The following is a 14,555-nucleotide window of genomic DNA, read 5'->3' as shown; positions in this document are numbered from 1 at the left end:
CACTACCAGCTTTCATAAGCAAGAAGCCCCTGCTATACCGAATAGTAGGGGCTTCTTGCTTAGTAACTTTTGTCTGGTAGTGTGTCTATAAGATTCAACATCAACCGAAAACCAGTAATACACAGTTCAAGATGATGCTTGTACTTCTCTGGATAACTATGCTTCTCGGTATTCAGATTTTCCCTCTCAACCCGGTTCGCTTCGCCCTGTAGCTCTACATTACCCCAATAGTATTTTGTTTCTAGCTGATAAGAATGTACAGCCGTATTTCTTTCATCTATGAACGGCTTTATTTCGTCTTGATATATTTTATTGAGCTGAATAAAGTATTCTGATTCTTGATATTTAGGATTGATATTGTTGAGCACCGATCCGAAATATACACTTTTAGGTTTTAACCCGGTTTCAAAATAGATATACAAGATATCACCTATTCTATCCCAGTAGTTATAGATACTCTGCATACCAAAGGTGGCATAAGTTAAATATCTATGATCTGGTAGGTTCTGTTTATATACAGCATTGGTTTCTGCAACGTCTACAATATAGGGGCGAAAATAATACAGAAGTCCAGTAACATACATGATATCCTGAGTTATAAACGAAAGTTCTTCTTGTAGTTTAAATATTGAGTGGGGGAGAGGGTATAGGTTTTGCTTGCGGTTAAGTATGGTTGAGAAGGTGCTATCTAATCTTGTATCACCATCTGTAATCTGTTTCAAAGATTCTAACCCTTCACGCTTATAGACTTCATATATCTCTTCCGTAAACTCAAAAAAGTGGTGAAGAGGGTGTTCTACTCGTTCCATACTACAAGCTGCTTGGTGAAAGGATGTGAGGTAGTGCAAAGTAACTATACCCCCCTAGTAAGAGAAGAGAAGCCTTGCTTAGCTAGGTGTAGATAGGAGTTAAGAGTATAGCAGCTCCTACCAGTAAGAGTAAGGCACCTGTAGCAATCATTCAGAAGCCGGCAAAAGCTACCATTGGGAAGCCTACCAACTCAGCTATCACCAGTGGCGACAACTCATCAGCAGGAAGGAGTAAGTCAGGTTTTAACGGGTCTTGGTTGCTGGTAGCTCTGGTAATGGTTAACTTAGCCTACTATGCTTACAAGATGTCAGTCTAAGGGTACCCCTAATAACAGGAAAGCGTATAGTTAAAGAGCACGGCTGTTAGGTACAGGGCTCCTGTAGGCAAGAGCAAGAAACCGGGTAATAGGTGCATCTGCTGCACACGCACCATGAGATAGGTTTTGAAGTAACTTTATCCGTAGCATATTACACCACCACACTGTTTCTGCCACTGTCACTACAGCACATCTAGTGGCTCGTCAGACTCTGCAGAAGACGGAAGGCTTGCTCTGATGAGTGCTTTGAACTTAGCCTTGAGCAAATCTTTTCGTTCTTCCGCCTCACTGTTGCTATTAGGCAACTGCTGCTCTGCAGGAGGTGCTACGCGTACCCATTCTTGGTAATCACATCCATATAGGTAGTTGGAGCATCCATAAAATGCCCATGGTTTACCGTTTTTGGTACCAGTGCGTAGCAACGCATCTGCCGTGACACAATGAGGACATTTCTTTCGTTTAGGATCATCATCGTGCGCTTCCAATTCAGTGATAAACTGAGATTTGAAGGCGGGATTGGTTACAAGGATTACTTGCTCCTTAGCTCGTGTAAGCGCCACGTAGAAGAGTCGCCGTTCTTCGCCGTTGTGGAACTGTTCTGCTTCGCTTAGTAGCAGGCTTAGCACAGGGTCATCTGACATCTCGGAAGGGAACCCGAACTTACCTGAACTGCAGTTGAGTAGAATGACAATATCAGCTTCGAGCCCCTTTGCCTTATGGACTGTGAGAAATGGAATGTGCAGGGTAAGGGCTTCACCAAGCTCATTCGAATAAGTGTAATGGATTGTGCTAGATGAATCAATGCTGAATGTTCGGTCGTTGTTTCTAATCCGTTTCAGGTCAAAAGAGTACCTGCCCAAGACTATAATTTCTTTCTGAGCAATTCCCGGAACCTCAGCTATTAGCTGATCCAGCAACTGTTTAACAGTATCTGTATCATCTTGCTCCTGAGAGGTATTGTACACGATACGGTAATTCGTCTGCTTACCGATGCTACCGCTCTTCAATGATTTTCGCACTTGATTTGGATTCTTCGTGATAAACTCACTAGAAACACCGATCAAGGGCTCATGGAAGCGATAGGTCGTTTCTATCTTAGAATGCAGACTGTATCCAAAGTACTTGTTGAAGTTTTGAAACAAGGACATATCGCTGCCCGCAAAACGGTAGATAGATTGCCAGTCGTCTCCTACGCAGAATAGCTTACACTGCGGGTTTTGCTCTCGTAAAGCCCGTATTAGATGATACCTACCTTGGGAGATATCTTGAAACTCATCAATGATGATGTAGTCAAACCTCTCTCGATAAGCTCCTGAGCTAATGTATGAGGTTGCTTTGGTGATAAGGTCGCTGAAATCAAGCTCTTGACGTAATGCTAGCTCCTGTTCATATCGCTCGTAGATAGGCGTTACTAGATCTAGGAAACACTGGTTTCGCTGTTTCTGGCGGTCATTGACTACTAAGTCATTTTGCTTCTGCACATCCTTGATGGAGTAGTTGTTGGACTTCATCAAAACGATGAATGTTTGAAGCAATGTGCTAAAGCTGTCTACTTCATCTTCTGCTGCATTAGCAATGATTTCCCAGATTTCTTGTGGAGATTTCGGCTGCAACATGATGCCATGCTGCACTAGGTTATCTGCGAGGTTCTTGAACAGAGTATTCTCCTGCATCTCATAACTGTATGATTCAAGCAGGGTGGTACCATAAAATTGGCTGGTCTGACGAGCCCATGCCATCTTTCCTTGGTATTTAGCGCTTGCCTGCTCTCTTGACTCCCCCTTTTTAGCGAAAAAGGACGGTACGTTACCGTGATGATCGACGCCGAAGTGCTCTAAATAAAGCTTCTTGTCTCCTTGCGTTATGGTAAAGTCTGGTTTCCATTGCCCGTAAAGAGGGGAGGATGTGGGATGCTCGTATGGAAATTCATACTGGTACTCCACTCCGTTGAAGAGAAGGAAATTGGCAATCTGGCATTCTTCTATACTCTTTACTACTTCCTGTTTGTATGTTTTCTTCCCTCTCTCCCAATGCTCCACGCTTTTGTAGGATCTAATATTGTTATCCTTCAAGTGCTGGAAGTAGGCTCCTTGGTTCTGAAATTCCTCAGATGATTTGACAGGTTTCAGATGATGTAAAAAGTAGGTCGTTACTTTCTCCGCATATGCACGGTCCTTCATCAGCTGCTTAAACGTAGCACTGATGAAAGTGCGGAATTGGCTTTCATCGTAGAGAGAAGGCTGTTTTTGCTCTACAGTGCAGATAACATCCTTGCCGAATTTGTGAAAGGTTCGCGGCTGCATCCCCTTGATACCAATTCGGTCAGCAAGAGTAGTGGCTGATTTGCTGGTAAACGAGATGAGTAGAATGTTACTTGGATCGGTGCGGTATCGGTCAAGCACGTACTTGACCTTGCCAATGATTGTCGTGGTTTTACCAGAGCCTGCACCGGCAACAATCAAGCTGTTGTCCTCATTGCTGATGATGGCAGTACGTTGCTGCAAATCAAGGCTTCTGCCTTCTATATGGCTAAAGAGGTTATCGTATCGCTGCAGTTCTTGCGGGATAAAATCCTTGTTATAAGCTTGCCGGATCTCATCTCCCCGGCTATAATGGTCGAGGAAAGCTTGGATTGTAGCTTTCTCCAGTGATGATAAATCGGTAGCCTCATAAGCTAGTCCCTTGACTGCTTCAAAGGCAGCACTATACTGGTCCTTCCAGATTTTAAGTTTATAATTCTCAAAATAGCCCCATGAATAGGAAGTAAACGACTTGAAGGCGGACTCTGCCTCTGTAAGCGTTACTAGCAGGATTCTGAGCTTCGTTGTTAGAGAATTGCGTCTGCTAGTGGTGGAAATCTGCAGATAGATCAGATAGACGACGAGCACCATGCAGATGCCCAATCCTAGATACGCCATGAAAAAAGCTTGTGCCGAAAACTTGATTTAGATCGGCAAAGGGAAATCAGATGAGTGGCTACACGGCTTCGGTTGAAACCTTTATATCCTTAGGGTTAGGTAGATTAAGCGTTTTTAAGCACGAACCGAGCTTTTTCTATTTCCTGCATGTAATGGGCAGCAACAGTTTGCTCATCTGTGTACTCGTAGCTCTTAGCGGCATAGATCTGAATCACATCACGATTCCAATAGCAGCGATAGTCACCTAATATCCTGTTAAAAGTGGCTTCTAGTTGATTCTTTATTCGTTGATAGTTATAACTACTCCCGAACTCTAGCCGAATAGAGCCTTCGTAGCGCAACGTAACGCCTAACCTCGGAAAACCTTCCGCTATGATTGTCGTTCTCGTTCCTTCCCCAGATAATTGAGGGCGGCTTTCTATTTGAAACTGGATGGTAGAGTAAGATGGATTTCGCGAAAGAAGCTCATGTAGCTTCTGTGCCTTCAGGTTGTGATCAAATTGCTTACCCGTGGTAAGAGCGCCGTTTGTGTTGGATTGTAGCACTACAACAGGTTGTTTCGCGAAAGTATCTGTTGCTCTTATGCTTGCTCGAGCTGCTGCTATAATAGAGCGTGCTTCCGCAAGTGCATCCGCAAAGCATTCTTTGTCATCGCGTTGCGTTAATACAATACTCATCTCTCGGTTGTTCTTTTCGGAGAACTCATAGAGATTCATTGGGCTAACGATAAGGGTAGATTCGTTATGATAACATTTCGCGTGCAGGTTTTCGAGGTACAGTAGTTCTAGATTATGCAACATATCAAGTTGCTGTCGTTCTCGTGGACGCAACTCAGATTTTCCATATACCAACTTGATTTTCACCCCCAAGTCGTTTGCCTCTACTAATCGCTCTGATAGAATGCGACTTAATTTCAAGTAGGGAGTTATGAGCACCAAATCAGATTTCGCCTTGATAATGATGTTTTCAATCAGGTGAGAAGTACCTGAATTGGTAAGGAACTGTGGCATGTCATACTAAGGGTGGAGAGCCAAAAATACCTATAATAGCTTGGGACGCATAACTTGGAATAGTTATGCATCCTAAAGCGAAAATTGTTGTTGCGAACGTTATCGTTGGGAATAAATAGCAGTAAAGTGCCTCGTATCGTGATCAGCGGAAGGTTCAGTATTGTTGATACCTTGGCAGACGCAGCAGGATCTCATCAATGTCGTTACTTAGAGAGCGTAAGATGTTGATTATTTGACTAATCAGGTTTAAAGACCCTTTAATTATCATAGAAAAGAAGTATAAGGCGATCCACTGTGGAGGGTTCATTGATAAAGGTGGTTTGTTCCGTTTCACCGAAAACTTTCCCTGCTAATTACTTTGACTTAATGACATTGTCATTAGTATATTTGAACACAATAAATTGATATGCAATTATTTGTATTAGTTAAGTAGACTTTCTCCTTCGCTACCATTCGAGGCGGGGTTGATCCTGAATAGGATTGCTTGACAGGTGCGGTATCTTTGCTGAAACGCTTACCTATGAAGAGCGCTGAATAGAGGTGTGTTCCTCTTTCATTCATAAAGGATGAATGCGTAAATCTTTGACTAACAATAGGTAAGCTGATTTTGCAATGGCGATTTTGAAAGAGAAGAAGCTTCCAGATACAAAGGCTAACCGTGCCCTTTCCCCAAATATTACTCTGCAAGAGGTATTTATGGACGCAAATCTGCGGTCCCATGCCTATTATGCAGATGAGAGAACCCTTATCTTCAACGCTGATTCACGTCAAGCTTTAAGGTGGTTGAAAGAAGCTGGCGTTGAAGTTGATTGCATAGTAACCTCACCTCCTTTCTATGGGCAACGAGATTATGGGGTTGATGGGCAGCTTGGCTTAGAAGAACATCCTACGACTTTCATCAATGGTCTTGTAGAGGTATTTGAGGGTTGTAAGGAAGTTTTGAGAGATACAGGTAGCCTATGGGTCAACCTTGGTGACACTTATTGGAGTGGGAAGGGTCAACATCGTAGTGACGAGAAGAAGCAAAGCGCAAGGAGGTTTGGACTTCGCCCGCAAGACAGAAAGGGAGACGGTAAATGGTGTCGTCCAAAGCAATTGCTGTTGATACCTCACCGATTCGCAATTGCTATGCAGGATGCAGATTGGCTGGTTAGAAATGACAATGTTTGGATTAAACCCAATCCTATACCTGATCAGGTACGTGACCGGTGTTCTATCTCACATGAGTATGTCTTCCATTTCGTCAAAGAGCGATGGTACTACTTCAACAGAGATGCTGTCGCTAGGCATAATGACAAAGGTTCTTCATTGCCTCCATTAGACACTTGGATTGTACCACCCTCACGGCAAAGCAAAGGACATAAAGCGACCTTCTCTGAAGAGTTGATCAATATCCCTATACGTTCAACTACACCTGCGAACGGTATTGTCTTAGACCCATTTGGTGGAAGTGGTACGACGTTATGGCTTGCTAGAAAGCTTGGGTTCAGAACAATTGGCATTGATATTAGCGCTCAATTCTGTGAACTGATGGCAAATCAAGCCAGAAGTATGGCTGAAGCAATTGATTTTCCTGCTCCTATCGAAATAGAGGCGCCGTCTGTAGCTGATTTAGCTCAAGCTGTAGATCAGGTGGCTCATCTTAGCTCCTCCAAATAACAATGAGTAAATACATCAGCTTAGACAGAATTGTCGCAAGCATCCAACGTAGTAAATCGACTGGTGCAGAAACGAGATTATCTGAGTTTTTGATATTCAAACGTGCGCTTAAACTCAGTGGAGGAGATACTGTTCCCCTCGGTTTGCGTGAGACACCGTTGCGCATAGCAACGAACGACTACATGTCGTGTGACTTAGCAACACCATCAGGATCAAGCCAAGATTCTGGTTGTCTGGTGAATTACTTTGCATTTAGAAGAGGTGATTTTTTGAGGCAGACACCAAAGTTCTATTCTAATGGTGCTCCCAATACTTTAGCCGGAAACGCTTTTAAACCCCTGTTACATACTTGGGGTGAACGCCCGGTAAAAGCCAAGCTCGCAGATCAGTACGAAGACCAATTAGCAAGTACGCTTATTCAACGAAGCGGAAATTCAATACTTCCTCGTATTGATGATGTAGCTATTTGGTTTTACAGAAACCAAGACGTGGAGTCTCTGGTAGGACGCTTACCTTCTTACCAAGCTATTCAAAGCTTAGTGGATGTATATAGGGATGAGAGCGGGTTGACAAACACCGAAATAGATGCTCTATTTGACACAAATATTCCTGCCAGCGAATACGGGGACCTTTCATGGTTGCAAGATTCTCCTGCAGATCCGGCAGATTACCTTCCAGCATCTACTACAACAAGAGCTTCAGCAAGCGCTCCAAGGTCCATCCCTGCTGTAAATCCGGGATCGATTTCAGCTACCAGCGCCATACCTTCATCGGTTGAAGGCTGTGACAAGAACTTGGTGGTGGCATTGGCAGCCAAAGGATTTGTTATTCTGAGTGGTCCATCGGGAACGGGTAAGTCCCGAGGTGCACTGCACTTAGCGAGCTCGTTGGAAGCAGTAACAGGCTTAACTGAGACTTATAATCTGATACCTGTTGGAGCGGATTGGACAGATTCGCGACACCTCTTAGGTTATAGAAATCCTTTTGGTCCTAAAAGGACTAAACTGGATGGGGCAGAAACCCACGAAAGCTATGAGGTTACAGATACCTTGAAATTGCTCCTAAGATCAGTTCATCCTGATCGCCAGAAAATACCTCATTTTCTGATTTTGGATGAGATGAATCTATCCCACGTAGAACGTTACTTTAGCTCATTTCTCTCTTTGATGGAAGCGAACCGTTCGGTTAGTGGTGTAGAGATTCCGTTACTCAGTGCGGATACAATCGCTCTGATCAATGAAGTACTTAATTATGCTAACCCTGAATCTATTGAAGCAGGTGCTACTCAAGCGCTTGTAGAAGCAGGAAATGGACTGGTACTTCCTTACAACTTCTGCATCGTTGGGACCATCAATGTTGATGAAACTACATATATGTTCTCCCCGAAGGTGCTGGACAGAGCACACGTTATAGAAATACTAAGTGTACAACCGGGCAAGTATATAGGTGATAGTAAGCCAGAAGAGCCTTCGCTGAATGTTGATGCTGCTTTAGCGGTGCTAAGTGGAGACAAACCTACAGTAACATCGCAAAAGCCACACGAGGGTCTTGTAGAGCTAGCTATACAGCTAGGATATGACCACGCATGGGTTGCTAATGTCATCCGTCACACAACAATCTTGCTAGATGGTGCATACAAGTTGCTAGAGCCAATTGGTTTTGCTTTTGGATACCGACTTGTAAATGAAGTTTTCAGGTATCTACAAGAATGGGTTGTAGCCACTTGGAAGGTAACGGGCGCTGCTGATCCAGAGCTCAATTGGGTAGAAGCACTTGATAACGCGTTTCTGCAAAAAGTGCTACCTAAGGTTCATGGTAACCGTCGACAACTTGGAGACTGTCTGCCAGCACTTATTTCTTTTTTGAGTGCAGGTGACAGTACGAGTGCAAGCCCTGCTAGATATAAGGTGGGGACAGATGCAGAGGTAAGTATTTCTCCGGCAGAGCGGTTTGATACCGGTAAAGCTGATCAAATGAGAAAGACCATAAGCAAAGTAGCTCGTATGAATCGGCGTTTGCTTTTGACGAACTACGCTACGTTTGTTGAGTAGAACCTATGATCGCATTTCATCGGCTTTGTTTCAGGTGGCATGAACTGCTTTCCTTGGACATAGAATGGACCAACGGTAAGGCGGGGCTTGCCACTTCTGCAGGGAAGATAGATTTTTTAGAAAATGCAGAGCTAGAAGAAAAGCCGGATTCGGTTGGGCTACGAGGTATTCCTGCCATGTGTTGGCGAGATACAGGTAATGCTCTATTCGAATCCTTACAGCTTAGAGAAAACACCGAATATCTGGTTGATATAACCATTCCTGTATCCAGAGATATTGCGGAGAGAGAGTGGATGGAAAATAGAGTTTACCCACTTCCCGCTCGACTTAGCAAGTTTTACCGGACAGATCCTCCTAAGCGGTGGCAAGTTGTTCCCGGTGGTGTTAAATTAAGTGGCAGTTTGAATTTTGGCTCCCACATAGGTATTGCATCTCTTGAGCTTCCGGGTGCTACTCCAGTCAGGTTTGAGGTTGTTTGTATAAAGTTAGGGTACTTCGAAGACCTTAGAGCACTGCTTGCTCGCATTGCTGAAGAGTCTATTAACCTATTACTCAGCATTGACACACCAACCTCTACTCAATTAGAAACCGATTTATATCGCGAAGCAGATGAATTATCTATACTATTCAACTACCGCAAATTGATGCAAAATGGTGCACTTGCAGGTGCCATTGAGGCTATTCTATCGTCTCCTCACAGCCATACAAGAGTTCAAGAATCGTTGTTGCCTATAGCGATAAGCAGCAACCCGGCATTAGATATAATTGCCACAAGACTTACAGGAGAGCATTTTGAAAAAGGAGGTCCTTTGTCAGATCTCTTTAACGGCTACAGTCCGACACACCTGCCTTTTGTAAGCAAAGTAGAAACAGTTGATACTAAAGAGAATAGATACATCAAATCATTTCTAGTCAATTTGCTAGCAATGGGTGAAGATCTACATGATCAACTTGTTCGTTCAAAACGTTATCTCAGCGCTGGTGAAGTTTATGAGTGGAACTCGCAATTGCTAGAATGGCTAAGTCACTCATTATGGCGTGAAGTCGGAGCGTCGCGACAATCTTTAAGTAATTCTCAAGTACTACAAAGAAGAGAAGGGTATAAGGATATTTTGGAATGTGACTTGAGTTTTCAAGTCGGGTTACAACTATCTTGGAAAAGAGGCTTAGAGATTTCGAGTGGATTGGATGGTGATATTCGTCCAATTAGCGAACTATATGAGTATTGGTGTTTCTTCGTGTTAAGATCATGTTTGCGTTCTATATGTGACTTGGAGATTCCTAGAAGTTCTCCTCTATATGAATCAAAGGATGGGCATATATTATCTAATCTGAAGCGGGGTAGGGAGAGTCAGATTATTTTTGAGAAAGTATCTAGATCAGGAATTACCTCTAAAGTATATCTCTTTTACAACCGCACTTTTACAAAGGCTAAAACTGCTGACTGGCAAGGTAGCTACTCAGCAAATCTTCATCCAGATTATAGCATCCTTTTAGATGTTGAGGTTCAAGGTGCCAAAAGACACCATTGGCTCCACTTTGACGCTAAATACAGATTGGATTTCAACCAATGGTCTTCCGAAGTCGATGATTCTGTTTCCGAGATGGAGGATGAGATTATCAGTCAAATGGATTCCAAGTCGAAAGAGTCTTATAAAAGGGGAGATCTGTATAAGATGCATACCTATAGAGATGCACTGCTAGGTACACGTGGATCCTATATTCTCTTTCCGGGTTCTGGTGAACAGGAAAGTGTCTTTATCAGGCATCCTAATGTGGAGTATCCTGCAACTGATTATTACTTTCCTAGCGTCGGAGCTTTCCAACTACGTCCTACTGCTACAGATTCTCAGGCTCTGCAACTTCAGCAGTTCTTGCGCCATGTGATTGATAAAGTGTCTGAAAGTAGTGATTATAAGGAAGAGGAAGCATACTTCTCTTAGGTAACTGTCTCGGTTGATGTCAAGATGATCGCCGGTAACTGTTAAATGCACTTCAACGACAAAGCTGGATTCAAGCCGGCTTTGTCGTTGAAGTGCATTGATGTTACATAGCTAGATATACATCAGCAATTTTCTCTTTCTTCAAACCGATATAGCTGCGTGTGATTGCTACTGAAGAATGATTGAAAATTTGCGAAAGAGTGATTAGCGCTTCTTCACTCCGGTTGTTCATCTCAAAAACGCGTCTACCAAAGGTTTTGCGGAATGTGTGAGTTGATGCATTCTGAGTTACTATACCGAACCTAGTGAAAACGGTCTTGAGCCATCGGTTCACATACTGCAGCGATAATGGCTTGGTACCGCAAGAAGCCATGCTTGATACTATGTAGTGCTGATCGGAAGCAGGGGATGCCTGTTGGTACGCAAAGCGTATAATCTCTTGTAACTTCTGGTTAAGTGTAATCTCTCGGTTCTTGCCCGTTTTTCCTTCTCTTATTGAAATGACTTTCTTCTCAAGTAAGTCGACCCACTTAAGTTTAAGCACATCACCAGCCCTTAAGCCGCAATAAGTGGTGACAGCAGCAAAGATGAGGACGCGGTACAGTGAGGTTTCACCTCCGAACTGCGCTGAGTAGGTAATCTTACTCATGAAGTTCTCGAACTCATTCCACGTAAGAGGTGCCGTTTCTGTACTGTAGTCCTTCTTTGGCATACTAAAGCTTGGTTTTAATTATGATCAAAATTACACAAAACTGAAACTAAGTGTGTGCATTTTGCATAGCTTTATAGTTAAAATACTGAAAGTCAGTGTTGTTTAGCTATTAGTTTCACTTTTGATAAATCTGAAACCTATTAATTAATCTCAGCATCAAAACTTTAATCGGTCGAGAGTTGGTGACAACTTTGGGTGTTTGTACTTCGCTCGGTGAGCTAGTGCAACACAAGCTACTTTCGGGGTAGCTCAATATGAACATTCGTTATGTGTTCAATGAGACTGTTGAGCATATCAGCAAATGATTTCAGTAAGCACGATTATGAGTATGTGTAGCCACTACGCAGCTAATAAGCCATCGATTTTTGCGCGACGCACAGCAGCTTGATTAGACAACTTTCGTAGTGCCGTGATGTTGCTAAGCTTGCCTTTGTTGTAAACCGTGAGTGTTTTGTACACGTTTTTGCAACTCTGGCTATACGTACAGATCGCTTCTACGATGCCGTTTGTGCCAGTACAGCCGCCTTCATCCACAGTAACGGTTAAGCCGATTTCGGTGAAGTAATCAGCTACTTCCTTAATAACTTTTCGTTCGTTAGATCGACCAGCACTTCCGCCAAACCCTTTCATGTAGTAGGTGTTAGCAGTCAAAATCATTGGTTCTACAGGAGTATTCATCGTTTATTGTGTTAAAAGGTGTAATAATAAATGAGTGAGTATGCCAACTAGGATGGCATGTTGTAGTTATGAGTGAGTAGGTTCGTTAAGGAATGAAGCTGATGGGTTCGATGCTCAGCTACTTTTCCAGCAGAGCCTTTGGATTTAACTTGGTAAATGCCAAGGCTCTTTTTAAGACACGCAAGGGTGAATGCACCTAAGTTGTGAATGTTTCCTTCGTGCTCCCACTTATGTTTAATCTGTGCCATACAGGCGCGCAGCTTCTTATAAGCAATAAGATTGTCCTTCACTGCCATCACAACGTATGTCGCTTGCTGACTAGTGAGTTGAAAAGAGGCTAATTCAGACCATGTTTTGTTGAGCTGCTCGCGGTTCAGTGTAGTGCTAACCGTCTGTGGAGTGCAGTGGGATGTGGGCTGAAGCGGTATTTTAGGTAGATTAGTTGGACCAGCACCTAGTGCAAGCTCGTCGGTTTCCATCGACGTGATATTCTCGTTCACTATAACATCTGGCGAGTGGTCCTGCGTAAGTGTCGCTGGAACCGATGCACGTTTCATCCGAGGCTTTTCCAGTTGCACAGCCGGAATCGTAAAGACAATATGCGTTGCCTTATTGCCTCGTTTGCGAGTTGTGGCAGTGCAATGGAGCCCTGCTGCGCATAACTCTGCCACAGCATGATCAATCACACAACGCTTCAGCCGGGCATAGTCTGTATACTTCCGCTGGTCAGAAAAAAACCAGCGGTGAATTGCTTCTATGGGAGCTACAAACTTCTGGTGTTTCGCTGCGTTGGGGTTATAATAGCTGCGTAAAAGCCAAAGCAGGCGGTACGTGTAAGGGCTTGAAAACTTTAGATCTTTAAAGTTTAAGCAAGTAAAGTTTGCATTCAACCCGAGCAAGTGCTCTGCTAAAGCTGGATTGAAACGCACGTCTATTTCACCTGTTCCACAAACCATAGCCAGTTCTAGGAACAAGTGTTCGCCATCCCACAAGCGGTTTTTCAACTCATGGCAGGCAACCCGCAACGCGGTGTAAGCGCTACCAGAAGGCGTAACTAGCGATGCGACCTTGACGTGGAACGTCTGGTCCAGAGTCTCGGTAGAACGATGCAAGCAACGGAGCGCTGCAGTAAACAAGCGCGTTTCCAACAAGCTCATGGTTGCTTGCGGAAGGCGGATAAAATAATTACTAAGAGAAGCGTGAGCGTTCATTGTGTGGTTTCATGGTAGAAAGCCACACAGATCTAATGCCAACGGTGATTAATGATAAGCGTGATTAGATGGAAACGTAGTATGTAGGTCTGTGTTCTCCTTGGTTAAAAAAAGTATGAGAAAATTATAATGCAAAGGTAAGGTGTATTTGTTTGTGAACAAAATATTTGACACCGTTTTTTTTGTTGTGGTGGCTAGTGGATAGAACTTGATGAATAGGTATTATTGGTTGTATAATAAAGCTTGATGCTTGTGAATAAGTACAAATAGGTTGTGTTATAGGAATGAGTGATGGGTGTAGCGTATTGGTTTTTAATGATTTGCGGGGTTGTGAATAAGATGAATACAATAAAATAACTTATAAAAAACCGAAACGAATAAGCGCTAAACGGTTTCGGTTCGGTTTTAAGATTTTATACTGGAAGAAGGATACTGATGATGGGAACAATACTCTATTAGTGCCACTCATGTCGACTTATAGCTGTCATTGTCTATACACTCTTCCGTATTACTATTGGCTATCAATGAAATCAACTAGTGGTAACAAGATTAGGATTGTGCCACTCACTATTAGATAAATTGGTCTGCATACTGCTATTAATGATCATTTGGTGTATTAGTTAACACGTTGCTGTGAATCAGCTGCACATGGCTGAGGATCGCAGGAATAAGGTTTTCGTTTGGTTGTAAGATGGATGATACATTATAGTATGTGACTTCGTCTTTCGTTGATGCGTTGAAGACGACATTAGCAATGCCCTCCAGTTCCAGCGCCGTAAGCTTGGTTTGAATCATAGCAAAAATTGCAAGCAGGGTGTTGACTGGAGGAACCCCGCCACAGATCAGCGAAATCTTCGCGCCGTGTTGCTCAAAGCCGATTCCTCCCGGTGTATCTGCGCTTCTAAACTGGTACACGTCATGCAAATGGTAGAATAATGCTTCATAATTGATAGTGCTAGTGGGCTTATTATCACCTGCATTCACAGCTGATTGGGTAGCATCGTCACGAAGCGTAGTGTCAAATTGCTCGTAAAACTTTAAATGTTGAAGGACAGGGTAGGGATAAGGTGGTTGACTATTGCTCATGATTGTATTCTGTTTTTTCTAGTAAGTGCTGAACGTCCGTTAGTAAAAAGTAAAAACGTGTTCCTTCAACAATTTTTGAAATCTGTGCCTTTGCTAATCTGCGGTGTAAGCAGGAGGAAGGCAAAGTATAACGTTGAGTAATCTGCTTGCGGGTAACATAT

The 14,555-nt window shown here is 43.2% G+C and carries 10 protein-coding genes; 3 read left to right on the top strand and 7 right to left on the bottom strand.

Going from position 1 to position 14,555, the window contains the following annotated elements:
• Positions 1-59: 59 nt before the first annotated feature.
• From ACN19L_RS04900 to ACN19L_RS04890, 3 genes are all read right to left on the bottom strand, one after another.
• Positions 60-809 (bottom strand): Cthe_2314 family HEPN domain-containing protein, encoded by a 750-nt coding sequence (locus ACN19L_RS04900; protein ID WP_426492414.1) that lies wholly within the window; start codon positions 807-809, stop codon positions 60-62.
• Positions 810-1,308: 499 nt separating this feature from the next.
• A complete protein-coding gene (locus tag ACN19L_RS04895) occupies positions 1,309-4,044 on the bottom strand; it encodes a UvrD-helicase domain-containing protein (protein ID WP_426492413.1) in 2,736 nt (911 codons plus the stop codon).
• A 104-nt stretch (positions 4,045-4,148) separates the two neighbouring features.
• Positions 4,149-5,054: a phospholipase D-like domain-containing protein gene (locus ACN19L_RS04890; RefSeq protein WP_426492412.1), complete on the bottom strand. Its 906-nt coding sequence runs from the start codon at positions 5,052-5,054 to the stop codon at positions 4,149-4,151.
• 612 nt (positions 5,055-5,666) lie between these two features.
• Between ACN19L_RS04890 and ACN19L_RS04885 the strand changes: the two genes are divergently transcribed.
• The 3 genes from ACN19L_RS04885 to ACN19L_RS04875 are packed head-to-tail and all read left to right on the top strand — an operon-like array spanning position 5,667 to position 10,707.
• On the top strand, positions 5,667-6,713 hold the full coding sequence (locus ACN19L_RS04885) for a DNA-methyltransferase (RefSeq protein ID WP_426492411.1): 1,047 nt from the start codon (positions 5,667-5,669) through the stop codon (positions 6,711-6,713).
• A gap of 2 nt (positions 6,714-6,715) precedes the next feature.
• On the top strand, positions 6,716-8,764 hold the full coding sequence (locus ACN19L_RS04880) for an McrB family protein (RefSeq protein WP_426492410.1): 2,049 nt from the start codon (positions 6,716-6,718) through the stop codon (positions 8,762-8,764).
• 5 nt (positions 8,765-8,769) lie between these two features.
• Positions 8,770-10,707 carry a DUF2357 domain-containing protein gene (locus tag ACN19L_RS04875; RefSeq protein WP_426492409.1) on the top strand — a complete coding sequence of 646 codons (1,938 nt, stop codon included), beginning with the start codon at positions 8,770-8,772 and terminating at the stop codon, positions 10,705-10,707.
• 103 nt (positions 10,708-10,810) lie between these two features.
• Here ACN19L_RS04875 and ACN19L_RS04870 read toward each other — a convergent pair whose 3' ends face one another.
• The 4 genes from ACN19L_RS04870 to ACN19L_RS04855 all read right to left on the bottom strand — a co-directional run bounded on the left by ACN19L_RS04870 (position 10,811) and on the right by ACN19L_RS04855 (position 14,394).
• Complete coding sequence (locus ACN19L_RS04870) at positions 10,811-11,419, bottom strand: tyrosine-type recombinase/integrase (RefSeq protein ID WP_426492408.1); 609 nt, start codon at positions 11,417-11,419, stop codon at positions 10,811-10,813.
• Between the two features lie 339 nt (positions 11,420-11,758).
• Complete coding sequence (locus ACN19L_RS04865; protein ID WP_426492407.1) at positions 11,759-12,097, bottom strand: hypothetical protein; 339 nt, start codon at positions 12,095-12,097, stop codon at positions 11,759-11,761.
• Positions 12,098-12,144: 47 nt separating this feature from the next.
• The gene (locus ACN19L_RS04860) at positions 12,145-13,308 is read right to left on the bottom strand and encodes a replication initiation protein (protein ID WP_315996609.1); all 1,164 of its coding nucleotides are present in this window, start codon (positions 13,306-13,308) and stop codon (positions 12,145-12,147) included.
• A 597-nt stretch (positions 13,309-13,905) separates the two neighbouring features.
• Positions 13,906-14,394 carry a hypothetical protein gene (locus tag ACN19L_RS04855; RefSeq protein WP_315996608.1) on the bottom strand — a complete coding sequence of 163 codons (489 nt, stop codon included), beginning with the start codon at positions 14,392-14,394 and terminating at the stop codon, positions 13,906-13,908.
• Positions 14,395-14,555: the final 161 nt, after the last annotated feature.

The sequence above is a fragment of the Hymenobacter sp. 102 genome (genome assembly GCF_049949205.1).
Lineage (GTDB): Bacteria > Bacteroidota > Bacteroidia > Cytophagales > Hymenobacteraceae > Hymenobacter.
This window is presented reverse-complemented; position numbering and strand designations above follow the sequence as displayed.